26 protein-coding genes are annotated in these 26,491 nt (G+C 40.8%); 17 read left to right on the forward strand and 9 right to left on the reverse strand.

The window, feature by feature from the left end; genetic code table 11:
* Positions 1–236 precede the first annotated feature (236 nt).
* Complete coding sequence (locus tag CWC14_RS06335; RefSeq protein WP_138561916.1) at positions 237–1,109, reverse strand: mechanosensitive ion channel family protein; 873 nt, start codon at positions 1,107–1,109, stop codon at positions 237–239.
* 340 nt (positions 1,110–1,449) lie between these two features.
* Between CWC14_RS06335 and CWC14_RS06340 the strand changes: the two genes are divergently transcribed.
* The 4 genes from CWC14_RS06340 to CWC14_RS06355 all read left to right on the forward strand — a co-directional run bounded on the left by CWC14_RS06340 (position 1,450) and on the right by CWC14_RS06355 (position 6,741).
* Positions 1,450–3,585 carry a M3 family metallopeptidase gene (locus CWC14_RS06340; RefSeq protein WP_138561918.1) on the forward strand — a complete coding sequence of 712 codons (2,136 nt, stop codon included), beginning with the start codon at positions 1,450–1,452 and terminating at the stop codon, positions 3,583–3,585.
* Positions 3,586–3,694: 109 nt separating this feature from the next.
* On the forward strand, positions 3,695–4,540 hold the full coding sequence (locus CWC14_RS06345; protein ID WP_171036830.1) for a carboxylate/amino acid/amine transporter: 846 nt from the start codon (positions 3,695–3,697) through the stop codon (positions 4,538–4,540).
* A gap of 69 nt (positions 4,541–4,609) precedes the next feature.
* Positions 4,610–5,935: a glycerophosphodiester phosphodiesterase family protein gene (locus tag CWC14_RS06350; RefSeq protein ID WP_138561920.1), complete on the forward strand. Its 1,326-nt coding sequence runs from the start codon at positions 4,610–4,612 to the stop codon at positions 5,933–5,935.
* Positions 5,936–6,006: 71 nt separating this feature from the next.
* Complete coding sequence (locus tag CWC14_RS06355) at positions 6,007–6,741, forward strand: dienelactone hydrolase family protein (protein ID WP_033103836.1); 735 nt, start codon at positions 6,007–6,009, stop codon at positions 6,739–6,741.
* A 6-nt stretch (positions 6,742–6,747) separates the two neighbouring features.
* Here CWC14_RS06355 and CWC14_RS06360 read toward each other — a convergent pair whose 3' ends face one another.
* A complete protein-coding gene (locus CWC14_RS06360; protein WP_033103835.1) occupies positions 6,748–7,665 on the reverse strand; it encodes a LysR family transcriptional regulator in 918 nt (305 codons plus the stop codon).
* Positions 7,666–7,820: 155 nt separating this feature from the next.
* Between CWC14_RS06360 and CWC14_RS06365 the strand changes: the two genes are divergently transcribed.
* The 4 genes from CWC14_RS06365 to CWC14_RS06380 all read left to right on the forward strand — a co-directional run bounded on the left by CWC14_RS06365 (position 7,821) and on the right by CWC14_RS06380 (position 11,561).
* On the forward strand, positions 7,821–8,504 hold the full coding sequence (locus CWC14_RS06365; RefSeq protein ID WP_138561921.1) for a type 1 glutamine amidotransferase domain-containing protein: 684 nt from the start codon (positions 7,821–7,823) through the stop codon (positions 8,502–8,504).
* Positions 8,505–8,621: 117 nt separating this feature from the next.
* Positions 8,622–9,227: a rhomboid family intramembrane serine protease gene (locus tag CWC14_RS06370; RefSeq protein WP_138561923.1), complete on the forward strand. Its 606-nt coding sequence runs from the start codon at positions 8,622–8,624 to the stop codon at positions 9,225–9,227.
* Positions 9,228–9,245: 18 nt separating this feature from the next.
* Positions 9,246–10,088, forward strand: coding sequence for a glutathione-dependent disulfide-bond oxidoreductase (gene yghU / locus CWC14_RS06375; RefSeq protein WP_138561925.1), 843 nt, complete (start codon positions 9,246–9,248; stop codon positions 10,086–10,088).
* A 171-nt stretch (positions 10,089–10,259) separates the two neighbouring features.
* Positions 10,260–11,561 (forward strand): MFS transporter, encoded by a 1,302-nt coding sequence (locus CWC14_RS06380; RefSeq protein ID WP_138561927.1) that lies wholly within the window; start codon positions 10,260–10,262, stop codon positions 11,559–11,561.
* A gap of 41 nt (positions 11,562–11,602) precedes the next feature.
* Here CWC14_RS06380 and CWC14_RS06385 read toward each other — a convergent pair whose 3' ends face one another.
* Positions 11,603–12,211, reverse strand: a complete 609-nt coding sequence (locus tag CWC14_RS06385; protein ID WP_024601926.1) for a flavin reductase family protein — start codon at positions 12,209–12,211, stop codon at positions 11,603–11,605.
* Positions 12,212–12,315: 104 nt separating this feature from the next.
* On the opposite strand from CWC14_RS06385, the gene CWC14_RS06390 reads away from it, so the two are divergent.
* The 6 genes from CWC14_RS06390 to CWC14_RS06410 all read left to right on the forward strand — a co-directional run bounded on the left by CWC14_RS06390 (position 12,316) and on the right by CWC14_RS06410 (position 17,043).
* Positions 12,316–13,824 (forward strand): cryptochrome/deoxyribodipyrimidine photo-lyase family protein, encoded by a 1,509-nt coding sequence (locus CWC14_RS06390; RefSeq protein ID WP_138561929.1) that lies wholly within the window; start codon positions 12,316–12,318, stop codon positions 13,822–13,824.
* A 2-nt stretch (positions 13,825–13,826) separates the two neighbouring features.
* On the forward strand, positions 13,827–13,961 hold the full coding sequence (locus CWC14_RS06395; protein WP_138561931.1) for a DUF2256 domain-containing protein: 135 nt from the start codon (positions 13,827–13,829) through the stop codon (positions 13,959–13,961).
* 286 nt (positions 13,962–14,247) lie between these two features.
* Positions 14,248–14,712 carry a Rossmann-fold NAD(P)-binding domain-containing protein gene (locus CWC14_RS19710; RefSeq protein WP_249928712.1) on the forward strand — a complete coding sequence of 155 codons (465 nt, stop codon included), beginning with the start codon at positions 14,248–14,250 and terminating at the stop codon, positions 14,710–14,712.
* Positions 14,691–15,404 (forward strand): Rossmann-fold NAD(P)-binding domain-containing protein, encoded by a 714-nt coding sequence (locus tag CWC14_RS19715; RefSeq protein WP_249928713.1) that lies wholly within the window; start codon positions 14,691–14,693, stop codon positions 15,402–15,404. Before CWC14_RS19710 ends, CWC14_RS19715 begins: the two co-directional genes overlap by 22 nt.
* 192 nt (positions 15,405–15,596) lie before the next feature.
* Positions 15,597–16,025, forward strand: coding sequence for an OsmC family protein (locus CWC14_RS06405; protein WP_076921448.1), 429 nt, complete (start codon positions 15,597–15,599; stop codon positions 16,023–16,025).
* A gap of 256 nt (positions 16,026–16,281) precedes the next feature.
* Entirely contained in the window at positions 16,282–17,043 is a 762-nt protein-coding gene (locus CWC14_RS06410) for an EAL domain-containing protein (protein WP_138561933.1), read from the forward strand.
* Between the two features lie 72 nt (positions 17,044–17,115).
* Here CWC14_RS06410 and CWC14_RS06415 read toward each other — a convergent pair whose 3' ends face one another.
* Positions 17,116–18,618: a dipeptidase gene (locus CWC14_RS06415; RefSeq protein WP_138561935.1), complete on the reverse strand. Its 1,503-nt coding sequence runs from the start codon at positions 18,616–18,618 to the stop codon at positions 17,116–17,118.
* A 162-nt stretch (positions 18,619–18,780) separates the two neighbouring features.
* Here CWC14_RS06415 and CWC14_RS06420 point away from each other — a divergent pair, with 162 nt between their 5' ends.
* Positions 18,781–18,963 carry a DUF2986 domain-containing protein gene (locus CWC14_RS06420; RefSeq protein ID WP_138561937.1) on the forward strand — a complete coding sequence of 61 codons (183 nt, stop codon included), beginning with the start codon at positions 18,781–18,783 and terminating at the stop codon, positions 18,961–18,963.
* 3 nt (positions 18,964–18,966) lie between these two features.
* Here CWC14_RS06420 and CWC14_RS06425 read toward each other — a convergent pair whose 3' ends face one another.
* Positions 18,967–19,947 (reverse strand): TDT family transporter, encoded by a 981-nt coding sequence (locus CWC14_RS06425; RefSeq protein WP_138561939.1) that lies wholly within the window; start codon positions 19,945–19,947, stop codon positions 18,967–18,969.
* A 108-nt stretch (positions 19,948–20,055) separates the two neighbouring features.
* Between CWC14_RS06425 and CWC14_RS06430 the strand changes: the two genes are divergently transcribed.
* Complete coding sequence (locus tag CWC14_RS06430; protein ID WP_138561941.1) at positions 20,056–20,937, forward strand: LysR family transcriptional regulator; 882 nt, start codon at positions 20,056–20,058, stop codon at positions 20,935–20,937.
* A 78-nt stretch (positions 20,938–21,015) separates the two neighbouring features.
* On the opposite strand, the gene CWC14_RS06435 is transcribed toward CWC14_RS06430, so the two are convergent.
* The 3 genes from CWC14_RS06435 to CWC14_RS06445 form a co-directional block, all read right to left on the reverse strand.
* Positions 21,016–23,097 carry a TonB-dependent receptor plug domain-containing protein gene (locus CWC14_RS06435; protein ID WP_138561943.1) on the reverse strand — a complete coding sequence of 694 codons (2,082 nt, stop codon included), beginning with the start codon at positions 23,095–23,097 and terminating at the stop codon, positions 21,016–21,018.
* Between the two features lie 88 nt (positions 23,098–23,185).
* On the reverse strand, positions 23,186–23,383 hold the full coding sequence (locus CWC14_RS06440; RefSeq protein ID WP_138561945.1) for a helix-turn-helix transcriptional regulator: 198 nt from the start codon (positions 23,381–23,383) through the stop codon (positions 23,186–23,188).
* The gene (locus CWC14_RS06445; protein ID WP_249928714.1) at positions 23,380–23,802 is read right to left on the reverse strand and encodes a hypothetical protein; all 423 of its coding nucleotides are present in this window, start codon (positions 23,800–23,802) and stop codon (positions 23,380–23,382) included. The genes CWC14_RS06440 and CWC14_RS06445 overlap by 4 nt, the downstream gene beginning before the upstream one ends.
* A gap of 341 nt (positions 23,803–24,143) precedes the next feature.
* Here CWC14_RS06445 and CWC14_RS06450 point away from each other — a divergent pair, with 341 nt between their 5' ends.
* On the forward strand, positions 24,144–25,349 hold the full coding sequence (locus tag CWC14_RS06450) for an MFS transporter (protein WP_013464413.1): 1,206 nt from the start codon (positions 24,144–24,146) through the stop codon (positions 25,347–25,349).
* Between the two features lie 54 nt (positions 25,350–25,403).
* On the opposite strand, the gene CWC14_RS06455 is transcribed toward CWC14_RS06450, so the two are convergent.
* A complete protein-coding gene (locus CWC14_RS06455; protein WP_013464412.1) occupies positions 25,404–26,450 on the reverse strand; it encodes an NAD(P)-dependent alcohol dehydrogenase in 1,047 nt (348 codons plus the stop codon).
* Between the last annotated feature and the right edge of the window lie 41 nt (positions 26,451–26,491).

Below are 26,491 nucleotides of genomic sequence, written 5' to 3' on the forward strand. Positions count from 1 at the left end.
ATTACCGAGAGTACAAAAACGGCATAAATAAGGCTGACTGAATGCGCGAGATTATACCATGCTGTAATTAATTTACCGCATACTGAGCGCGAAAAATATAAACTTATTTTTAACACTTAAGCGCACTATCCCGACTTTTAGTGTACTTTTAGCAACAAAAACACCCAAAAGCGGACATATGTCCTTACAATAAACCAGTAAAAAATATAGCCAAATATGGCGGTGCTTTTTAGATACTACTTTTTCACTAAAGAACGCGTCAGTGCAATTTCACCATCAATATGAATATCTCGCTGCGGGAATGCAATAACCACATCGTGTTGTTCAAACACTTCATAAATACTAAAACGAATATCACTGCGCACTTGCCTTAAGCGAGTTTCAGACTCAGCGCACACCCAAAAAATAGCATTAAAGACCAGCGAGCTGTCAGCAAAGTCATCAAACAACACGGTTGATTGGGGCGTTACGAGTATGGCTTCATGTTCATCTAATACTTGCTGAATTAACTTTTTAACCAGTAATACATCAGAGCCATAAGCTACGCCTACGCTTACCGACGAGCGTGCATTGCCATCAATGAGCGTCCAGTTTGTAACCGTATTTTCTAATAACTGGCTATTCGGGATCAGCATATGCACCCCGTCGTTTCTGCGAATGCGGGTAGAGCGAGTGTTAATAGTTTCAACCACCCCTTTTGCAGTGCCAACTTCTAGAAAATCGCCAATGCGGATTGGACGCTCCCACATTAATATCCAGCCACTAATAAAGTTATTAATAATATTTTGTGCACCGAACCCCACACCAATGGCAATGGCACCCGATACAAAGGCAAATGCGGTTAGTGGAATGTTGAGCACCTCAAGGGAGGTAAAAAGTAAAATCGCAATACTTAAAATAAAATAAAAACGCGTGAATAAATGCACTGCATCTGGGCTCATTTTTCGAGCAAGTAATGACTTCTTAATCAATTTACCAATACGTGTAACCACAAACCACATAGTAAATAAAATCAGTGGGACTTGAATGACTTTAGCAACCGTAATATGTACGTCGTTATAACTAAACAGCACAAAACCTAGTATGTCGTTAATTTGTTCTATATTCATGATTATTCCATATAAAAATAAGCTAGCAGTTTGTAAATCAGTAAATGCTAATAATTGAGTGAGTCTAGCATGTGGTTAAATTAAATAAGTAACAGTCTGTTTAAAATAATGACGGTAAAACAACCGTGATTGCCTCGTGTCGACATGCTTGCCTTGACCTTGGGGTAATTTGGGCTGTGTACTGCTGCTTTTATCTACTAAAGCTATTTTTGCAATCTAATTTGCGTTTAAATCCTGCTTTAAATAGATAAACTTTGTTGTATATAAGTCAAAATTTGGTAAGTTAACTGTGTTTTCGACTCACTAAGCCTATTTCGGCTATTTTTTCTATGGAGTTATTATGCGTAAAACACTGATTGCCACTACGATTGCTAGTGCACTTTTATTATCTGCCTGCTCTTCTGAGAGCACTAAAGAAACAACACAAGAAACCGCAGCGCAAGTTCAAGACATTAACGCAAGCAATGTATTGTTCAAACCAAGTCCACTTCAATACATGGCACCTGAGTTTGATAAGTTTGGTACGACTGAATACGAAGCCGCATTTGATGCAGGTATTGCACAGCACAATGCAGAAATATTGGCAATTGCCAACAACCCAGCGCCAGCCACTTTTGAAAACACCTTAGTTGAAATGGAGCTGGCAGGCGAGCTACTAAACCGCGCATCAGCTGCGTTTTATAACCTATCAGGCCTTATTTCAAACGATGAATACCAACGTATTGATAAAAAAATGGCGCCAGTTTTCTCGGCTCACTCTGATGACATTTATTTAAATGGTGCATTGTTTAAACGTGTACAAACGGTGTACGACAATAAAGATAAGTTAAGCGCTGAAGATCAACGCCTAGTCGATTTTTACTACAAACAGTTTGTAAAAGCCGGTGCAAAATTAAACGATGCTGAAAAAGCAAAAATGCGTGAAATCAACGCAGAGCTTGCAAAACTATCAACTGAGTTTTCTCAAAACGTATTAAAATCGTTTAAAGAAGACGTCATTATGGTTACTGATAAAAGCAAACTTGCGGGATTATCTGAAGGTGAAATTGCCGGTCTTGCAGCCGCTGCTAAAAAAGCAGGCAAAGATGGCTACATGATCACCTTAGTAAACACCACGCAACAGCCTATTTTAGCAAGCCTTGAAAATCGCGAACTACGTGAGCAAATTTTTAAAGCATCAACCAATCGTGCTGCTAAAACAAATGGCCCTATCATTATTAAAGAAACTAACCTGCGCGCACAAAAAGCAGAACTGTTAGGCTTTAAAGATTGGGCTTCTTATGTAATGACTTCACGCATGGCGCAAACTACTGATAACGTGTACGGCATTTTAGATGACTTAGCGCCAAAAGCCGTTGAAAAAGCGAAAGCAGAAGCACAAGCAATTCAAAAAGTAATTAATGATTCGGGTGAAAACTTTGAACTTAAACCATGGGATTGGTCTTTCTACGCAGAAAAAGTACGCGCTGAAAAATACGACCTTGATCCAGCCTCAGTTAAGCCTTATTTTGAAATGCAGTCGGTTATCCATAACGGCCTGTTCTTCGCTATGGAAAAACTTTACGGTATTACCTTTAAAGAGCGTAAAGACCTGCCGGTTTACCACGACGATGTAATGGCATTTGAAGTATTTAACGCCGATGGCAGCGCAATTGGTTTATTTTACATGGACCCATATGCACGTGAAGGTAAGCGTGGCGGTGCATGGATGAGTGCATACGTAAGCCAAAGCGGCTTAAAAGGCACTAAACCTGTTATTTACAACGCACAAAACATTCCAAAGCCGGCTGAAGGCGAGCCAACGCTCATGACGTTTGACGAAGTATCAACTATGTTCCACGAGTTTGGTCATGCGGCACACGGTTTATTCTCTGACGTTAAATACCCAAGCCTAGCGGGTACTGCAACAGCACGTGACTTTGTTGAATTTCCATCACAAGCACACGAAGATTGGATGATTGAACCAACGGTACTTGCTAACTACGCTAAACATTACAAAACTGGAGAGCCAATTCCTCAAGCACTACTTGATAAAGTACTTGAGTCGCAAAAGTTCAACCAAGGTTTTGGTACCACTGAATATTTAGCAGCAGCACTACTGGATATGGAATGGCATTCATTTGGTTCTGATAAGAAAATAACTGACGTACAGCAGTTTGAAAGTGACGCATTAAAGGCACATGGTATTGATTACTACCCTGTTCCGCCGCGTTATAAATCAAACTACTTTAGCCATACGTTTGCAGGTGGTTACTCAGCAGGTTACTACGCTTACCTGTGGACTGAAGTATTTGCAGCCGATGCGTTTGCTCACATGGAAAACAACGGTGGCTTAACGCGCGAAAATGGCGATAAGTTCCGTAAAGAGATCCTATCAAAAGGTAATAGCCGTGACTTAATGCAAAGCTACATTGAGTTTAGAGGCCAAAAACCAACCACTGACGCCCTGCTTAAGCGCCGTGGTTTAGTTGATTAATTAATATTTTTAATCAGCTGATATAAAAGCCCGCTTGCGGGCTTTTATTGTTTATAGAACAATATATAACAGATAAACTGACACCATTACTTAAGACAAGATGAGTGTTATGGGCTATTTATTTGCAGTTACCCTTCTTTGGGCGTTTTCGTTTAGTTTAATTGGTGTGTATTTAGCAGGCCAAGTTGATGCATGGTTTAGTGTGTTAATTCGTGTTGCTTTAGCAGCGTTAGTATTTTTGCCTTTTTTAAAGAAAATCCCCACCCCGCTTGCATGTAAACTCATGCTGATAGGCGCACTGCAACTGGGGGTTATGTATGGCTTTTATTACCACTCATTTTTGTTTTTAAGTGTGCCTGAGGTGCTGTTATTTACTGTAATGACCCCGCTTTACATTACGCTTTTAAACGATGCGCTAAATAAACAGTTTAATCCGCAGTTTTTTATCGTTGCGTTTATTGCCGTACTAGGTGCTATTACCATTCGTTATGAAAACTTAGACAGTAACTTTTTAGTCGGATTATTACTGGTTCAAGGCGCTAATATTAGTTTTGCCATCGGCCAAGTAACCTACAAACGATTAATGCTTAATAAACAACTCGATGATAAAACCGTATTTGGTTGGTTTTTTATTGGCGCACTAATTGTTGCAAGCGCCTGTTACGCCTTATTTGGTGATCTTAACAAATTACCAAGTACCTCAACTCAATGGGGCATACTGATTTATTTAGGTATTGTGGCCTCTGGTTTAGGCTACTTTATGTGGAATAAAGGCGCGACGCTTGTCAATGTTGGTGCGCTGGCGGTGATGAACAACTTACTTATTCCTGCCGGTATAATTGTTAATGTGCTTATTTGGAATCGAGACGCTGACCTACTTAGATTAAGCATTGGCGCGGGAGTGATGCTGGTTGCCTTAGTGGTAAACCAAATAATGACTAAATCAGCAAATTAATCACTCTGTAGTGAAATTGTCATTAATAATTAGTAAGGTAGCGTCCACTTTTATTTTTAAGGACAAATAATGAAGCGCATACCTTTTCTAACAACTTTTTTATTATTAAGCTCACTTACTGGCTGTGATGACGATGTAAAAATAGTCGAAAAAGAAGTGGTTGTTACCAACACTGACGTTGAAATTGTTGAAGTATCTACCCCGGTTATTGTTGAAGTAGCACAAGGCACTAATATTCAACTAGGTACTCGCCCAGACTACCTAGTTGACGCTATGGCTAGCAGCGCACTAAAAACAAAATTAGAATCGTGCAAGGAAGGTCCTTTTTATCGTACTGATTTTTCAATTGGTCACCGCGGTGCTCCAATGCAATACCCAGAACACACTAAAGAATCTTATATTGCAGCCGCTCGCATGGGAGCAGGTGTTGTCGAATGCGATGTAACCTTTACCAATGATAAAGAGCTAGTATGTCGTCATTCTCAGTGCGACTTGCACACCACCACCAATATTTTAGCCATTCCAACATTGGCTGCTAAATGTAGTGAGCCATTTACCCCAGCAAACTCTAACAGTGGCACGCCTGCTTCAGCTAAATGTTGTACCAGTGATATTAGTTTGACAGAATTTTTAACTCTTGAGGGCAAGATGGATGGCGCGAACACCAGTGCCACCAATGTTAGCGATTACATGAAAAGTACACCCAGTTGGCGCACTGACTTATACGCCACCTCTGGTACACTCATGACCCACAAACAAAGTATTGCACTCTTTAAAGAGCTGGGAGTAAAAATGACCCCAGAGCTTAAATCCCCTCAAGTAAGTATGCCTTTTAACGGTATGACCCAAACGCAATACGCACAAAAAATGCTGGATGAATACACGCAAATGGATGTACCCGCTTCGCGAGTGTATCCGCAATCATTTAATTTAGCCGACGTAGAATATTGGATTAATACTAATCCTGAATTTGCAGCGCAGAGTGTCTATTTAGATGGGCGCGACAGCAATGCAGGGTTTGATCCAAACAACGCTGTAACATGGCAGCCATCTATGGCAGAGCTCGTAAACGACGGCGTTAAAATTATTGCGCCACCCATATGGATGCTATTAAGCATAGATAACAACAGTAATATTGTTCCCTCACAGTATGCCATTGACGCTAAAGCCGCGGGGCTTAGTATCATTGCATGGAGTCTTGAGCGCTCAGGCCCTCTAAATCAAGGTGGCGGTTATTATTATCAGTCAATTAGTGATGTTATAGATAACGATGGCGATATGTTCACTGTGGTTGATGTGTTAGCGCAAGACGTAGGTGTAATGGGTATCTTTTCCGATTGGCCAGCAACCGTAAGTTACTATGCTAGTTGTAATAACATGCCTGCAAGTATTTAAACTTTAAGGCGTGTTTATTTTATCGCGCTCAGTTACCATATATTTTATATATGATTTAACTGAGCACTTTTATGATCATCCAACACCACCATGCTGACTTGCCTACCCCAACGGGGTTAATGCGCACTACGGTTTATCGCCCACACGCTCACGGGCAATTCCCAGCCATTATTTTTTACTCTGAGATTTTTCAGCAAACCGCGCCTATTGCTCGCAGCGCCGCTATTTTGGCAAGTCATGGTTTTGTGGTACTTGTACCAGAAGTATTTCATGAGCTTAACCCTATCGGGACAGTGCTTGCTTATGATGACGAAGGTAAAGATAAAGGCAATAACGATAAATGGGCAAAACCGCTTGAATCTCACGACAGCGATACCCAAGCGTTAATCGACTTTGTACAAACACACGATTATTGTACTGGCTCTGTGGGTGCAATGGGTGTTTGTATTGGTGGGCATTTAGCGTATAGGGCCGCATTAAACCCCGCAATAAAAGCTGCTTTTTGCTTATATCCCACTGATATTCATAGCGATACTCTTCCCGCACAAAAAGGGAATAATTCATTTGAACGTATGGCCGATATACAAGGTGAAATCCACTTTATTTGGGGAAAACAAGACCCCCATGTGCCACAACAAGGTCGCGACAAAATTTATCAACAAGCGGTTAGTACGGGTATTAATTACCAATGGCAAGAAGTGAACGCGCAACATGCCTTTATGCGTGATGAAGGCGAGCGGTACGACGCAGCACTTGCTATCACCATGTATCAGCAAGCCGTTGCTTTGTTTAACCGAGTGCTTTAAGCGCTATTATTTAAGCATACCTAATGCGGTATGTTGCTTTACAAAATACGCTTTTAAATAATCAATAAACAAACGCAGTTTTTTAGAGCCCGCCGCCCCAGGCGGGAACACCCCATAAAGCTCAATGTCTTTGCTTTTATAATCATCAAGTATAATTTGCAGCAAACCCGCTTGTACTTTTGGCCATGCATCATAAAGTGGAATACGGCCAATACCATGCCCCGCCTCTACAAACGCAGTGCGTGCAGCAGCGTTATTGGTGCTTAAACTACCTTGCATTGTAATATCGACCTTTTTGCCTTCTTTTTGTAAGGTCAGCGTTTTACTGCCTAATTGATAAACCACCCATTGATGCTTTGCCAACTCATCGGGTGTGGTGGGTTTACCAAAATGCGCAAAATAATCGGGCGCACCACAAATACAGGTACTCATAGTAGTGAGCTTAGTGGCTTGTAAGTTCGAATCGCGCAGTGCAACCCCTCTAATTGCAAAATCAAACCCGTGCTTAATAATATCCACAACGTCATCTGTGAGCTGTAAATCTATATCAATTTTAGGGTACTGACGTTTAAAGGTATTTATTGCCGGTACAATTAACTGCATCCCTACATTTACTGGGCAACTTATTTTTAATAACCCTTGAGGTTCACTTTTTATATTTTCTATTTGCTGATTAGCGGCATTAGCTTGCTCTGTAATAACACGGCAACGCTCATAATAGGCCATTCCGGCTTCGGTTAGCGCCATGGTGCGGGTAGAACGGTTAAGTAGCGTCACTTCAAGCTGTGTTTCTAATTTTTTTAAGTGATAACTCGCTACAGCACGGGTAAGCCCTAATTGTTTTGCCGCTGCAGTTAAGCTGCCCTGCTCTACAATTTGTGCAAATACCACCATACTTTTTAACTGTTCAAACGAGACTTTCATAGGTGCTCCAATGCGGTTTTAACTTCAACCCCTAATTGTATCAATTATTGAATCAATTAAGTTAAATTTATCATCGTTGTTTAAAGCTCTCTTAGTGCATATAGTGTTTATCAAGCAAGATTAATTAATTTAAATCATCATAAGGAATACCTTACATGGCTAAAAAAATACTAATGGTTATTACATCACATGCAGAGCTTGGTAACACAGGCGAAAAAACTGGTTTTTGGGTAGAAGAATTTGCAGCCCCTTATTACGCATTTGTTGATGCAGGTATTGAAGTAACATTGGCTTCTCCAAACGGCGGTCAGCCACCGATTGACCCAACTAGTACACTTGCTGATTTTCAAACTGAGGCAACCAAACGTTACGATGCAGACAGTGGTGCACAAACACTGATGGCAAATACTAAAGTTTTAAGCGAAGTAAACTCTTCTGATTATGACGCCGTATTCTACCCTGGTGGTCACGGCCCTTTATGGGATTTAGTCGATAACACCGATTCTGTATCGCTCATTGAAAGCTTTATTAAAGAGCAAAAACCAGTCGCTGGCGTCTGTCATGCAAGTGCGGTATTTTTAAATGCTAAAGACGCTGATGGCAATGCATTAGTCGCCGGTAAAAAAGTAACGGGCTTTACTAACAGCGAAGAAGCTGCTGTACAACTTACTGACATTGTTCCATTTTTAGTTGAAGACGAACTTATCAAAAAAGGTGGCGATTACCAAAAAACCGATGATTGGGGCGTACTTGCTCTAGAAGATGGTTTATTGATCACCGGTCAAAACCCAGCAAGCTCAGAACTTGCAGCTAAAAAGCTATTAACTAAACTAGGTTAATAGAGCAGCCAACAACTCAAATCAGCACAGCATTTTATGCTGTGCTTTTTTAATTGCTTTTCATTACCTTATACAATTCCTATACTGGCAACACTTTCGGTAAATTAGGATCACACTATGGCCACTAAACCAAACACGCTTTCACTTATTACCAGTACCCGCTTTGCTATTTTTAGCATTATTATTATTTGTTTTGTATTGCAGCTTATTAATAGCCTACCAGGCATTAATTTAAACGGTTTAGGTATTTATCCAAGAAGTATTCAAGGGCTGGTTGGTATTCTTTGTGCTCCCTTTTTACACGGTAGCTGGTGGCATTTTGCCAGTAATATGTTGCCATTTGCTGTATTAAGCTGGTTAATTTGCCAGTACAGCGTACAGCGCTTTTATAGTGTATTTATATTCACCGCCTTAGTAGGTGGTCTATTAGTTTGGATGTTTGCTCGCAGTAATATTCATGTGGGTCTAAGCGGAGTCATCTATGGTTTGTGGGGCTTTATTTTATGCTATGGCATTGTAAGGCGTTCATTTAAATCGATTTTTATCGCTGTTATCGTGGCATTTTTATACAGCGGCTTTATCTGGGGCGTATTACTACAGCGTTTTCATATCTCGTTTGAGAGCCATTTGTTTGGTGCATTAAGTGGATTGTTTTTAGGCTATAAACTAGCAAAAGCAGATAAATTAAAAGATCAGCAAGCAACAACTAAAACACGCGTTTAATAAAGATAGAGGTTATTTATGAGTGAAAACAACGAATACATCCCGCCTAAAGTATGGACATGGGACAGTGAAAGTGGCGGTAAATTTGCAAACATTAACCGCCCAATTGCAGGAGCAACTCACGATAAAACATTGCCTATTGGCAAACATCCATTTCAGCTTTACTCATTAGCGACCCCCAACGGGCAAAAAGTCAGTATTATGTTTGAAGAGCTATTGGAGCTTGGTATTACTGAGGCTGAGTACGATGCTTATTTAATTAATATTGGTGAAGGCGACCAGTTTGGCTCTGATTTTGTTGATATAAACCCAAACTCAAAAATACCTGCGTTGATGGATCACTCTACAACACCAGCAACCCCTGTATTCGAATCAGGCGCTATTTTACAATACCTTGGCGAAAAGTTTGATGCGCTTATTCCTAATGATTTTCAAGCTAAAACACAATGTCGTAATTGGCTGTTTTGGCAAATGGGATCGGCGCCTTATTTAGGTGGCGGCTTTGGTCACTTTTACAGCTATGCGCCAACCAAAATGCAATACCCGATTGACCGTTTCACCATGGAAACTAAGCGTCAGCTAGATGTACTAAACCGCCATTTAAGTGACAACGAATACATGGCAGGCAGCGAATATTCAATTGCCGACATTGCAATATGGCCATGGTATGGCTCACTGGTATTAGGCGACTTATATGATGCCGCCGAATTTTTAGATGTTGCATCTTATACCCATGTGGTTCGTTGGGCTAAGCAAATAGCTGTGCGCCCAGGTGTAAAACGAGGCCGCCGTGTTAATCGTACTTGGGGCCCAGAAGAAGAACAAATGGCAGAGCGCCACAGTGCTCGTGATTTTGAATAAGACGCTGCTTTAGTACAAACAAAAAATCAGCGCTTAGCTGATTTTTTTGTGTTTATTTGGGGTTCCTTTATTCTTAGCAGGTAAAATGACTTTGTAATCCCAACAGTAGAAAAGTTAAGCATACCATCTTAATATATCTAAATATTTACACTGATAGCGTAGTTATTAATTGTGAAAAAACTGACAAAAGAACAAATCTATAAACGCTTAAACAATGAAGAAGACGCCCGAGCTTGCAAGGCCATCGACGACAATGCCTGTCAGGAAGTACCTGGTAATTTTATTATTTTACTCATTAGCCAGCTGTTTAGTAAATTTGCCGATGCACTGCTTAATCCAAAAATAACGCTGCCATGGTTAATGCAAAGCTTAAATGTACCAGCGAGTTTTATTGCTTGGTTAGTACCAATTAGAGAATCGGGTTCATTGCTGCCCCAACTTGCTATTGCTAACGTTATTCGCAAACTCCCCGTTCGTAAATGGGTATGGGTAATAGGTGCAGTGATGCAAGCAGGATGCATTTTAGCCATGGTTGCGGTGGCGTTCACCCTCAAGGGCGCACAAGCAGGCTACGCCATTATTGGCTTATTAATTTTATTTAGCCTTGCCAGAGGGTTTAACTCTGTCGCTGCAAAAGATGTGCTGGGCAAAGTTATTCCTAAACAGCAACGCGGTAACATTAGCGGGCTTGCTGCGAGCATTGCCGGTTTTGCCACCTTAACGTTTGGTATCATGATGTGGTTTTTTTCACAGCAAAAAGATCAAGACATTGTGATCATCGCTTTACTACTGGGTGCATTAATGTGGCTGATTGCCGCGTTTTTTTATGCACAAATTAACGAATATAGTGGCGCTACCGAAGGAGCTAATAATGGCCTATTGCACGCGTTTTCAAAGTTAAAAATTTTATACCAAGACAAACAGTTTGCGCATTTTGTTATTACACGTGCCTTACTGCTTTGTTCAGCATTGAGTGCCCCTTTTTATATTATTTTAGCCAATAAACAGTCGTTTGAATTTTCTTTACTTGCCACCTTTATTGCCGTTTCCGGCTTTGCAAGCCTAGTCTCAGCGCCGATTTGGGGGCGCTTAAGTGACTTATCTAGCCAGCGAGTGCTGGTACTCAGTGCCACTTTGGTTACCATTAATGGGCTGGCTGTATTTGTTATTGCAACTTGGTATAACGAGCTGCTACTAAATTGGTGGGCTATGCCTATTTTGTACTTTTTACTCTCAGTTGCGCACCAAGGAGTACGCTTAGGGCGAAAAACGTACCTCGTCGATATGGCAGAGGATAACAAACGCACCGATTATGTGTCGGTTAGTAATACCGTTATTGGGGTTTTATTACTGATGTTGGGCAGCATAGGCTTATTAGAATCGTTTTTATCAACCGCAGAGCTTATTTTGCTTTACAGTGGGTTAGGTTTTTTGGGGGCAATGAGTGCACTGTTTTTACCAAAAACAGAGTAAATAGCGTGCTGTTTAACCTGATGTAATTAAAACGCTCACCTTTAAAGTTGTGGGCGTTTTAGTACAAACTTATCTTTGGTGGTGCTAAAGTAATCGCCGCCCATTTTACCTACTGCATCTAAACGTGTCGGATCTATGTAGCCATTTACCAACGTGGCGTCATCTATAAAAATTCCCACTACATCTAAGAGCATCATTTTGCCACCGCTTGGTTTATCTGAAATAGTGATCACTTCTCGAAGCTTACATTCATAGCGTACTTTTGAAGCTGCAACACTCGGCGGATTAACTAACTGGCTTGGGACTCTCTCTATGCTGGCCTCATCAAACTCACTGACATTATTAGGGTAATTAGCGCAGCTTTGGTTCATTTGCTCTACTAAGGCATGACTAACAATATTAACCACACATTCTTTGGTGGCTAGTAAATTTGTCAGTGTATCTTTATTGGCTTTATCACTGGGGTTAACTTGAGTCACACTTAGCACTGCAGGCTGACAACTTGCTACGGTAAAAAAAGAGTAAGGTGCAATATTGCTTACCCCCTCATTACTTAGGGTGCTTATCCATGCAATCGGTCGTGGACTAATACCGCCAACTAAGTAGCTATAAACAGAGCGGTTGTTGTTTTGAATTAAATCTAAAAACATTATTTCTCACTTTTAAGTTAAAAACTAAACCCTAGTACTAGGCAATACGTACTTATAGATTGGATCTTCATTAATACTACACCGTTAGCAAATAGTTTAATTTCATGCGCCAAAAAATAAACATTGTCTGGTTTAAACGCGATTTACGCTTAAGCGATCATCAACCGCTTAAACATGCGTTTAGCAATGGGCTTCCAACATTATTGCTGTACAACTTTGAGCCGCTGTTACTCGAAGATGCTCATTATAACGAGCGACATTGGCGCTTTGTGTATCAGTCACTATGTGATTTAAACCAACAACTTGATCGCTTTAATAGCTGCGTGTACATATTTAAACAAAATATGCAGTCGTTGCTTGAAGAGCTACTCACCCAGTTTGAAATAATTAATCTCTTTAGTCACCAAGAAATCGGCTTAAATAATACATTTGAGCGCGATAAAGCGATTAAAGCATGGTGCCAACATAATCAGATTAACTGGTTAGAGTCACCAACGGGGGCTGTCATTCGGGGTAAAAAAAATCGCAATAATTGGAATGAATGCTGGCAACAAACAATGCAAGCGCCAATTGCCATCCCAGATTGGAAACACATTAAAACAGTGACACTCACACACTACCAATCGCCAGAGTTACCAGACAATTACACGACTGACGATGACAATTTTCAACTCGGAGGGCCGCGACTTGCCCGTGAAGTAATGCAAAGCTTTTTTGCTGAACGCGGTAAGGGTTATCAAAAAGGAATATCCAGCCCAAGCTTAAGCCGTACGCATTGCTCTAGGTTATCGCCCTATTTAGCGTGGGGAAATATCAGCCTGAGGCAAGTGTATCAAATGGCGATAGACGCATACCATTCAACCCATCCCGATAAAAAAGGCTGGAAGCGTCCGCTTGCTGCGTTTGTATCTCGCCTACATTGGCATTGCCATTTTATGCAAAAGTTTGAAAGCGAATGCAGCATGGAATTTAAAGCCTTAAATCCGGGTTACCATGCATTTCCGTATCGTGATGACGCTAAGGTTACTAGCGATATTGAACGCTGGGCACAGGGGCAAACCGGTATTCCTATTATTGATGCCTGCATGCGTTGTTTAAAAGCCACCGGTTATATTAACTTTAGAATGCGCGCTATGCTGGTGAGCTTTGTAACCCATCATTTAAACATCAGCTGGCAACAGGCAAGTTTTCCGCTGGCTAATTACTTTTTAGACTTTGAGCCAGGTATTCATTATCCGCAAATTCAAATGCAAGCCTCTGTCACCGGTATTAATACTATTCGTCATTACAACCCAATTAAGCAATCGGAGGATCAAGACCCAACCGGCGCATTTATAAAAAAATGGTGCCCCGAACTTGAAAAGCTCCCCATTGAATATTTACATCAACCTTGGGAACAAACGCCCATGGAAGCATTATTTAATGACTTTAAACTTGGTGAAGATTACCCAGAGCCGATGCTTGATTTAACTCGAGCATCTAAAGAGGCACGCGAGCGATTGTGGCAATACCGAGAGCGTAGCGATGTTAAACGTGCTATTCATGCCATACTAAAAAAACATGTAGCCATCACTCCCTCGGTACGTAAATCCAAAAAGCAGTCAGGCAAATAACTATGGTACATAAAAAACTAACCCTACCTGAAAAAATATGCCCTGTGTGTAATAAACCGTTTGCGTGGCGTAAAAAATGGCAACGAGACTGGGATAACGTTATTTATTGCTCAGAGCGGTGCAAACGCAGCAAATAGCCGCTTATAAAAACCAATACACGCATATTCGCTTTAATCTCACTTTATATCTTACATAGCTGTTATAGTGGTTAACGTTTCAACTTGTTATTCAATGCAAGTTAACACTCTACCCTCTGCCTGCTCAACATTCATTACACCTAGCACAGCTAATTAAAAGAACACCCTTTACCAAGCATTATTTTTACAGCCATGGCGTGAGCTTGCCTGTAAAACCCCTCTTTGTTTGTTAGCGATGTAGCATTATTCGTTTATAAACTCAGTATACTTTAATCAAGGATATAGCATGAGTGAATTAACTATTGGCGTAATTGGAACATCACGTAAAACAGATGAAAGACGCTACCCTATTCATCCTGCGCATTTAATGCGTATACCTGAAAAACTCAGAAAAAATATGATTTTTGAGCAAGGTTATGGCGCGGCATTTAATATGAGCGACGAAGAAATTGCAGCACTGACAGGCGGCATTGCCACCCGCAGTGATATTTTAACCCAATTAGGCACCGTCATTATTGCCAAACCAGTGCTTGCTGATTTACAAGAACTTAAAGAAGGCGGCACAATTTGGGGCTATGTACATTGCGTACAACAACAAGCAATTACCCAAGCTGCCCTTGATAGAAAGCTTACTCTTATTGCCTTTGAAGACATGTTTGTATGGTCACCACAGGGAAATGTTGGCCGTCATACTTTTTATAAAAACAATGAAATGGCGGTTATTGTGCGGTGTTACATGCTCTGCAACTAAAAGGCATTGATGGCCATTACGGTAATCAACGTAAAACCATTATTTTTAGTTTTGGCGCTGTTAGCCGAGGCGCTATTTATGCATTAAAAGCTCATGGTTTTAGAGATATTACAATTTGTATACAGCGCCCCGATCATGAAGTGCGTGAAGAAGTACTTGATTGTCATTATGTTAAAGTACGCCCAGGCATTGAAGGCGAAGATCGCATGATGGTGGTTGAGCACGATGGGTCGCAGCGCCCGCTTACTGAGCTTATTAGCGAAGCTGACATTATTGTTAATGGCACCTACCAAGAAACCGCAAACCCCGTCAATTTTGTGATTGAATCTGAAGCCAATTGCTTAAAACCCAATAGCCTTATAATAGATGTAAGTTGTGATGAAGGAATGGGATTCTTTTTTGCAAAGCCAACAACATTTAAACACCCGATGTTTAGCTATAAAACCACGGATTATTACGCGGTTGATCATACCCCTAGCTACTTATGGGAAAGTGCAACGCGCTCTATTTCTGCCGCGCTCATTGTATACTTGCCAACTGTTTTAGCCGGTCCAGAGCAATGGCAAAAAGACGAAACCATTCGCCGCGCTATCAATATTGAACACGGAATAATTAAAAACAACGCTATTTTAGCGTTTCAAAACCGTGAAAGTACGCCTCCTTATCACCTGCAAATAGCTGACATAACTTAAATTCGGGATAATAAATAATCCCAAACGTAACGTGAGTTTTGTTTATTAAATTATTTGGCTTCTATTTTGCAACTATCTATGTAAATAACGCTTTTTAGCTGTTTTACCGTGTAGTGTTTACAACGTATTGCAAACACTACACGGTATGACTAATTAACCTAAAAAGCCTACACCCTCAACAAGGAGAACATGATGACAATTAAAAAAACGGCAAGCTCAAATTGGTCTGGCGATATTAAAAGTGGTAAAGGCACTATATCAACTCAAAGTGGTGCTCTCGATAACCAGCCGTATGGGTTTAATACTCGCTTTGAAGATAAGCCAGGCTCAAACCCAGAGGAGTTAGTGGGTGCAGCACATAGTGCCTGTTTTGGTATGGCTTTATCGCTGGCACTTGGTGAAGCGGGCTTTACCGCTGAGAACATAAACACCGAAGCAGTGGTTAGTTTAAATGAAGTGGATGATGGCTTTGCCGTGACGCACATTGCCCTTGAAGTAAATGCAACCATTGCAGATATTTCAAATGAGCAATTTCAAGCATTGTGCGAACAAACCAAAAAAGGCTGCCCTATCTCAAAATTATTAAATACTGAGATTTCGCTTAACGCCACACTTAAGTAAATACCGAGTGTATTAAGCTAGGCGCAAAGCGCTTAAAGCTCATGAAAAGTAAGGTTATGCGCATGTAAAAAAGCCATAACCTTATTGCTACTTTTTCATTAATCATAGAAATAAAGGCACTATTTAATCGCAGTGAGTTACAAAAAGGTTAAACAAAAACAGTTAAATAGATTATGTAAAATATCAATACTTTGTTAGGATTAAGGGCAGGCTTAACCACACCTTATTTTGTAGGTTAAAACAAAGGGTACGATGAATGAATGATAAATCACTAAATTGCGAAAAAGTTTCTTGTAGCAATTGCGCTGATTCGAATGAACTAGATTTTGACTTTACCATGGCATTTCAGCCTATTGTAAATTGTCAAAATAATACTATTTTTGGATATGAAGCACTTGTCCGTGGTTTAAATAATGAATCGGCCTACTCTATTATTTCTCGTGTTAACGATACTAACCGCTATACGTTTGATCAGTTATGCAGAATTAAAGCGATTGCACTTGCATCAAAGCTAGGTGTAGATTCGATGCTTAGTATTAACTTTTTACCAAACGCTATCTACAAGCCAGAGCGTTGTATTCGTACCACCCTAGAAGCCGCTAAAAAGTATAACTTCCCTACAACAAATATTATGTTTGAATTTACAGAAGTCGAAAAAATAGAAGACAGCGCACATGTAAAACGTGTTGTGAGCTATTACCAAGAATTAGGCTTTAAAACAGCCACCGATGACTTTGGTTCAGGCTATTCTGGATTAAACCTATTAGCCGATTTTCAAACTGATATTATCAAGCTTGATATGGCGCTGATCAGAAATATCGACAAAGATAAAAATCGCCAGGCAATCGTTACCCACTGTTTAAACATGTTTAGCGCGCTAAATGTTACAGCTCTGGCTGAAGGCATTGAAACCGTTGAAGAATATCAGTGGTTAAAACACGCAGGTATTGAGCTAATGCAAGGTTATTTATTTGCAAAACCTGGATTTGAATGCTTGCCAGAAGTTGATTTTCAATAGCACACCGTTGCTATAAAAAAAACCGCCGTTACGGCGGTTTTTTCGTATTAGATATAGGTTATATATCCAAAATCACATATTCCCCAGCTCTATCATCATTGCGGTGTACATACGTAAATTAAGTGCTAATTGCTCAAGGGTAATAAACTCATGTTCTGAGTGCCCGGTGTAGCGTTTGCCCGGCATAGATGGGCCAAACGATACGGCATTATCAAATAACTTAGCGTTGGTACCACCACCAATAGAGACAAAATCTGCGTCTTGATCGCCAGTAAAGTGTTTAAAAATATCAAGTAACTTCTGCGCATGGGGCGCGTCATCAAGTAACATGGGTGTACCAATGGTGGTTTTAACATTGGCTAATGTTACTTTATTATCAGCTTGCCATTGAGTAAGCGCACTATTAATTTGCTGTTTTAGTAAGTCAGCCTCTTTACCCATAGGACGACGAGCATTAACCGCTAACGTTAGGTTATTACCCTCACGTTCAATAACCGTAGGCGCTACGGTCATTGGCCCCATAAAGTTATGTTCATAAGCAATTTCACCAAACTGTTTACCGTGAATATCTAGGCCAATTAGCTGATTTACAAACTTAATGAGCTGCCCATCGCTGTTGTTTTCAAGCTCAACGGCTTTAAATAGTTCAGCCAAATAAGCAATGGCGTTAACACCTGACTCTGGCTCAGATGAGTGAGCCGACATGCCTTTAACACTAATTAAAGTTCCATCTGTTTGATCATCAAAGGTAAATTCTACTTGCTTAAGAACCTTGGCTGTTTGTTTTAATTGAGCCACCAATTCAGGACTCGCATTATGCAAAGTTAAGCTGGCATCTTCAGGGATTTGGCTAGCAAAGGCACCACCCGTTACATTGCTGACATACACACCTGTTTGTGGTGATGTTGCATCAAATGTTGGCGCAATTAAGCTCCAGCCTTTTTCAGCAACCACTACAGGGTATGAGGCATCAATGGTTATCGCATACTTTGGTTGCTGATAAGTTTTCATAAACTCAGTTAACGGCCCCCAATCAGACTCCTCGGCCAAATAAACCATCAGCTCAATGCGGTTATCAAGGGTTATGCCTTTATCTTTTATGGCTTTATCTTTTATGGCTTTCATCGCATATAAAGCGGTGGCTATAGCGCCTTTATCGTCTTCGGTACCTCGGCCAACTAATTTACCCGGCTCTGAGGTATCAATAATAAATGGGCTTTGTTTCCATTTGCTGGCGTTTGCAGGTTGTACATCACCGTGAGTCACTATGGTTACTTTTTCTTTTTGCTCACCCATGCCTATGAGTACGGTATAGCCTAAATCTTGGTAGTCAAAGCCAAGTTCAGCGGCTTTCATTTTTAATAACGCTTTAAAGCCTATAAAGTCGGGGTTTTGTGGTGCGCTGATCTCACTTTTATTAACCGTAGGAAACGATACTAAATTAGTAAGCGTATGCACCTGTGCATTTTGATAGTTATTAACTGCGTAATCGGCCACGCTTTCACTGTGTTTATTTAATTGTGCATGAGCGCTAAATGCACATAAGGCAATACTTGCTAAAGCTAGCTTGTTCAAAACAGATTCCATTTAATTAACAACAAAGAACACTAATTATAACCTCCTTGTAAAGTGACAAACAGCGCTTTGCGGCAGACCCACAAGCAAAGCTTATAATTTATCTAACAGCTTTGAACAAGATGCCTGTATAATGCGCAGCTCAAAATTACGGGGTTAATCATGAATCGCAGAAAAAAAATCGTTACTAAGTTTCAAAAGAAAGATAAGCGCGCTAATGCCAAGCTGCATAAAAGCAACAAACCGACTTATGTTTCAAAAGCAGAGCGCGCAAAGCTTGCTGAGCAAGATGCCGAACAAGCAATTGAGCACGCGGCCAACGAAGTAGTGCAAACAAGCGTTTAATTGTTATTGCGATAGGGTGAGAGGCTTAAATTGAGTGTTAAAAAGCTTAAAGTGAGCCAAATAACGAACCGCCACATAGCAAACTACCCCACTTGCCACAATCAGTTCAAACGTTGCTAAATACTGTATTTGTTTAACAAACTGTAAATCAATACCCTCTGCATGCATCCATGCGGCGAGTTTAAATAACGCAGTAGCACCAATAACCATAGGGAAAGTAAAGGCAGCGTAACCTGGGCAAAATGGACGGCGCAGTAATTTAAAAAATGCGACGTAAATTATAAAGGTCATCAGTACCGCAATTCCAAATAACAAGCCAATAATAACCGGTGACGGCTCGCTGATAACTGTAAAGTAACCAGCTAACGATAAACTTGCTGGCGCCGCTAAAATAGCCAGTGTAGGTTGCGCAGCATCAGGAATGTGCGCAGCAAAAATGATCCGGTAAATCATCATAGGCAACATAACTGCATACATCAGCATGCCAAAATAAAGCGCCCCTTGTGCTAAAAATAGCAGAGCCGGATTCCCTGAAAACGCGACATCGGCAACAATGATCCCAACCGGCGGTACAAACCAGCTTGGCACCATATGCTCAATTTTAAATTCAATCACGCGATGAGCAATAAAGCTTATTAAAAACACCAAATGCAATAAAAATGCACCAACCCAAAGCACATCTCCCGCAAGGGAGTAAAACTGCCTTAAAGAATTAGACACCACTAAAGTAGCCATAGCAAAAGTAGGCACCACACTTCCCACAACCGGATGGGCTAAATCGGCTTTAAGCAGCTTAGGATGTAATAAAAACTTAAGTGTTAACAATAGCAATAATACGCTCGCAATAGCGGCACCGGCATATTGTGCTACGCCATTTAGGTTAGCCATACTCTCCCAAGCCCAACCTAGGCTGGCAATACCTAATGCCAAACCGCCCATTGGTGTTGGTGCACCAGATACTTTTGTTTTTATATGTTTAAACATCTCTATTCCACCCTGTGGTTGTAACTTACAGAGAAGTTTACGCTTGCATTTTGTTAAGTTAAATCTAATTATACAGAACACACGTTCAGGCAAACTAAACATAGCATAATGAATATTTCACTTAAGCAACTTAAAGTATTTGTAGGCATAACCCAGCACAGCTCCCTTACAGCAGCGTCTGAATCATTGTTTCTATCTAAAGCGGCGGTGAGTATGGCGCTTAGCGAACTTGAAAAGCAGTTAGGCCATCCATTATTTGATCGTGTAAATAATCGCTTATTATTAAATCAAGAAGGGCAAAAACTACTGCCCCTTGCTGATGAACTATTAAATCGGGCAAATACTATCGATAACTTGTTTTTAGACAACGCTCCTGCCGGCGGAACTTTAAAAATTGGTGCCAGCGACACGATTGGTAATCATGTATTGCCTGCTTTGTTAAGCAACTTTAGAGCGCAGCAACAGCATTACTCGCAACAAATACTGATTTCCAATTCGACGCTTATTTGTCAAAAACTTATAGATTACGAGCTCGATATAGCACTTATTGAGGGCCAAGCCCACCAAAGCGATTTAGTCTCTAATGTGTTTAGCCATGACGCCATGTGTATTATTGCGCCAATAAACCACCCATTGGCTGCAAAAAAGCAACTTAGCTTTAACGACTTTAATCGTAGCCAATGGGTATTAAGAGAAACTGGTTCAGGCTCGCGTTCCTTCTTTTTACAAAACCTTGCTACGCATATCGATAATTGGAGTCAAAGCTTTGAGCTCAATACCACAGAGGCATTGATCAACAGCGTTGCAGAAGGGTTAGGGCTGGGGTGTTTATCGTCACTCGCGGCACAGTACGCTTTAAACGATGGCCGCGTTACGCAGCTTAACTTAAACCACTCCATGCAAAGGCAGTTTTGGTTAGTGATGCATAAAGACAAATACAAAAACCCACTGTTAACGCAGTTTATAGAATTTTGTCACAAGCAAACTTAAAAATTAATGGCAATAAACCGTCAGACTCGATTAACCTAAAATCGAATCTGACGGCTGGTACTAACTTACTCTCTCATCTTAAAACGCGTAACTCATGGCTAAATTTATAGAGCGCCCCTGCCCAGCTAATTGATTAAAGCCTTGCGACATATCTTGTTTAAATTCTGCAATACTTACGCCACCTAATGGTAATTCATAATACTCATCAAGCAGGTTGGTAATATCAACACTCACGGTCAATGCATCCCAACTGGCTTTAGAGCTTAAATTAAGTAAATGATACTGCTCAGTTTGGTTTTCTAGGCGGTTGCTATCTACGCGGGTTTTACTATCGACCCACTGCCACGTGAGAGCGTTTTCAAAGCGGCCAACTTGCTGGTTAATCGCAAATTGGGTTTGCAGCGGCTTAATTTGATAAAGCGGCTGATTAGTATCGTCGCGCTTACCACGGGTGTTGCTAATATTAGCTTTTAACGACCAGCTACCATACTGCTTAGACTCATGCAGTGCTAAAACCGCATCTAGCTTTACTCCATAAAGCGTGGCATCTAGGTTATTAAACATAAGTACATTACGAGTATTGGCAGCAAGCGCTGTGCGGTTAAAGCTTCTTACTATATTGGCGTCAATATAGTCATTCACGTCGCTCACCCATGCATTAGCACTGATACGCCAGCTGTCGTCTTTTGCCATGCGGGTGTACGTGCTGCTAAGCGTGTGTGCGGTTTCTGGTTTAAGGTTTATATTACCAATATAGCCGTTGCCATCGCCGTACCATCCAATCATAGTGGTGGCCATATTACCTACGCCCCAGCTGTAGCGTTCGTATAAATTAGGCGCACGATTTTTACGAGCTAAACCAATTTGTAACTCGTCATTATTGCTTAGTTGATAGTTAATCAGCACGTTTGCATCGACTAGGTTGTCTGTTTGTTTTTTGTTCTGACCATTAAACTCTTTAGCGGCCATACCTGCGTTGTATGCTTGTACATCGTCGGTGTTGGTCATTACATTTTCAAATCGAATGCCTGCATTTAACCACCAGCGAGTATTTAGTTGGCTTTCATATTCAGCAAGCAGGGCAATACGCTGACGCCGGCCGTTATTAATATTGTTGTAGTCATTTGGCCCCATCATCATTGAGCCTTCAACCGCAGGCCACCAATCATCAATATTCATATAATGGTACTCTTGGGCGAGTAATAACTGGCTGTTGTTATCAAGCGCTAATCGCCATTTTAACTGAGTGCTTATATCTTCGGCGTCGGTTTTCATTGGCATTTTTCCGGTTTTTTCTGCGCTGAAAAAGCCCATTTCATGCTTTACGCTATGCCAGTTTAACTGCGCTTCAAGCTCACTGTTTGTAAAAGCACGCTTATACTGGGCAACAGCGCCATAGCTGGTGTTATCTGTCATATCCATATATTGGTTAGCAAAGCCTTGATAGGGTATTTTTTGATGGCTTAGCTTAACCACTAATTCTTGCTTATCATCGCGCATGGCAGCACTTAAACTATGGTTTTGCGCGCGGTACAGGGTATCGAGCACTAAATCGCCGTTACCATCTTCATAACTGTTAGCATCGCTAAACGCACCTTGATAATTAAAACTGAATACATCGCTGGCAATGCGCATACCTGCGCCGACCTTTTTGCCGCTATCTAGCGTATTGTATTGGGCTGATACGTAGCCAGAGTGCCAGCCAAGTTGCTTGCTTTCACTGTACTGGGGTGAAATAGAATTAACCGCGATCACCCCTGCAATATTATCGCCACCGGCGCTTACTGGAGAAATACCCGCAATTACTTTGTAGCTACTAATTTGATTGGCTGAAATATACGACAGTGGCGGGTTCATTTGGTTAGCACAGGCGGCGTTGATTTGCGCTCCATCGACCAGTACCGCCACTCTATCGCCCATTAAACCATTTAAAACAGGTAAGTTAGCCATGCCACCGGCGGCTGAAAAGTCCACACCTAAATCAGTTAATAACCATTCAGATGAACCTAACGATAGGTGTTTGTTTTGTGCTTGACCGTGTACTTCAATAACTTCAATTGAGGCGTCATCTGCAAAGGCAACAGGCGATAGTACGCCACTTATAACAAGTGCCAAAGGCGATACTAAATAGGAGGTTAGGGGATTTTTTTTATCAGTCATTATTGATTTACCACAAAAATTTTGTGGGTAAATTATACGTGCTGCGGCAAGTTAAAAAGCGCGACATATTGTCGCACTTTGTTAATTTTTAATCCTGTTCGTCATCAAAAATGTCTTCTATTTTAAGTTTAAACAACCTTGCGGCCTTAAAAGCCAGTGGCAAGCTGGGATCGAACTTGCCCTTTTCAATGGCATTAATCGTTTGGCGCGATACATCCAACAGCTCGGCCAACTTTGCTTGAGTGAAATTATGCTCGGCTCTTAACACTTTTAATCTATTTTTCATTCATCACCTGCGCAATAGTGTTTATTAAGCACATACACACTAATTAAATACACCGCCCCCATTAAAAACATTAAGTCGGGTATTTGCGCTTTAAAATCAATTAAACCACTCAATTTTAAATTGGTGTATGCCAGCCCGCCTACTAACACTGCACCTAAGGTAAACCCCATGGCACTGAGATGTATTTTTTGCATTAATTCATCCATGCCTTGCAAATAGCGCTTGTTGGCTAAAATCATCCCTACGCCAGCAGCCAAATTTATAATAATAAAAAAGCCACTAATTAGCGCTGAACGATCCCAGATTAAAGTGGGGCCAAAGCTGCAAATAGCTAAAGTAAAAAGCCATATTAAGGTCCATTTAGCTAGGTAACTGGTATTTTTAATTTGGCGTTGTTTTAAATTTAATTCTGCTTTCATTGCCTTTATCCTGTTTTTAAAAGTAATGTTTATTTTACAAATATCATTCATGCCTTACAAAAAGTCAAGTTAACATTACATTTTAAATTTAACACTGCTTATTTTTGATTGCGTTAATACTTTGCTGAACTTACTTAACCATCCTTTGGTTGGCTTAAGTTAAATTTTATTCATCTTAAATTATGGTTTAGTCCATGACGAAAGAGAGCTTTTAATTTAAAATGCACGTCTCTTTACTCCTCATTTCCACATTCAACTAAATAAGCGCGTGTGCTTTATTTTTAAACGCACTGGCATTTAGTTTGTTATTAAATTTTATTTATTATCTTCAAGGATTTTATATGGCCGTTGATACTACATCGCCGTCGGGTCAGCCCAATAGAACCGCTATTTTAATTGTGCTGGCGTTGGGTACTTTTATTTTGGGGTTATCTGAATTTTCTATGATGCCTATGTTGCCATTAATTAGTGAGGCATTTGGCAGTACTCCGTCACAAAGTGGTTATGCTATTAGTGCTTATGCTCTTGGGGTGGTGGTTGGCGCACCCATTTTAATGTTGGCAACGGCAAATATGCGAAAACGACGAGCGCTATTATTATTTTTAAGCTTAATGTGTATTTCAAACAGTTTAAGTGCATTAGCGACCTCGTTAGAACAACTGGTGCTGTTTAGGTTTTTAAGTGGCCTTCCCCATGGCGCTTATTTTGGTGCCGCGTTATTACTGGCCTCTGATATAGCACCGCAAGGAAAACGCGCTAGCTTTATGTCAAAAGTGTTTATGGGCTTAACCATAGCCACTATCGTTGGTGTGCCGGTGGTGACATTGGTTGGGCAAAATCTTAGTTGGCGTTATTGCCTCGCTGCAGCTGGGGTGTTGGCGTTTATTGCCTTTATTTTTGTGTATAACGTGGTGCCTAATGTTAAAAACACCCATACTTCTAACTTACTCAACGAATTAGGGGTGCTAAAAAACAAACTGGTTTGGTCAATATTAGGGATTGTTATTATTGGCTTTGGTGGCGTATTTTGTATTTATACCTATGTGGCCGATACGATCTTAGAGGTCACTCAGAGCGCGCCCTATACAATTTCAATTGCTATGGTGATGTTTGGTATTGGCTCTACGCTCGGTAATTACGTACTAGGTAAAGCTGCCGATAAATCAGCGATTAAAACCACCGGATTTACGCTTGCCTCTACCATTGTTTTTGCATTTGCATATGTCAGTGCCAGCTATAATATTTATCTGCTGTATGCGGTTATATTTTTTATTGGCTGCAGCTTAGGGCTATCAACCTTAGTGCAAACGCTATTAATGGATGTATCACCTGACGGCCACGCCATGATTGGGGCATTAGTGCAGTGTGCGTTTAATATTGCAAATGCTATTGGCCCTTGGGTTGGCGGCATTGCTATTGCAAAAGGGGCAGCGCCAAATCAAACAGGCTATGTTGCTGCGGCTTTATTTTTAGGTGGGCTGTTAATGTGGCTGCTTAGTTATATACAAATTAGCGGCAACAAAACTAAACAGGCACAGCCTTGTTAATAAAAACAAAAAGAGCCGCTAAGCGGCTCTTTTTACATTTTACTCTTTAGCGTATTAAACGCTAATAGATGACATATCAATAACAAAACGGTATCGCACATCAGAGCGTTCCATACGCTCATAAGCGGTGTTAATTTCGTCTATGTTGATCATTTCACACTCTGGCAGTACGTTGTGCTCACCACAAAAATCAAGCATTTGCTGTGTTTCTGCAATTCCGCCAATTAACGAACCAGCCACACGACGACGACCCATTAAAAGAGGAACTGTGTTTAGCTCATCTACTGGGCCTACTTGGCCAACAATCACTAACGTGCCATCGATATCAAGTAGTGGTGTGTAAATTGATAAGTCATGCTTTACAGGCACGGTATCAATAATGACATCAAACGCTGACTGCGCATTTTTCATTTCATCATCATTGTTTGATACTAAATAATGCTGTGCGCCGAGCTTAATTGCATCTTCTTTTTTAGACTCAGTACGACCAATAACAGTAACTGTTGCCCCCATTGCTACTGCATTTTTAACCGCCATATGACCTAATCCACCAAGGCCTACCACTGCAACACGGCTACCTGTTTTTACACCCCATTTATGTAACGGTGAATAAGTAGTAATACCGGCGCAAAGTAACGGCGCCACGCGCGATAATTCTAAGTTTTCAGGCACTGATAATACAAACTCTTCGCGTACTACAACGTGTTTAGAGTAACCACCTTGAGTCATTTCGCCGTTAACTCTATCGGTCCCGCTGTAAGTACCGACCATGCCTTCACGACAAAATTGCTCTTCGTGATTATCACATTGGTCACAGCTTTGGCAGGAGTCAACCATACACCCTACGGCAACTGTATCGCCTTGTTTGTATTTTTTTACATCACTACCGACTGATATTACTTTACCTACAATTTCGTGCCCAGGAACTAATGGGTAATTACTACCCCCCCAGTCGTTACGCACTGCGTGTAAGTCTGAATGGCACACACCACAATATAAAATTTCTATTGCTACATCGTTATTTCGTAAATCGCGGCGCTCAAAAGAAAACTCTGTAAGCTCAGAACCTTGGCTTTTTGCTGCATATCCGACTGTTTTCATAATAACTCCATAGTTTATTAAAAATCATCCACAGTATGCAC

This window comes from Pseudoalteromonas sp. S3260 (genome assembly GCF_005886925.1).
Lineage (GTDB): Bacteria > Pseudomonadota > Gammaproteobacteria > Enterobacterales > Alteromonadaceae > Pseudoalteromonas > Pseudoalteromonas tetraodonis.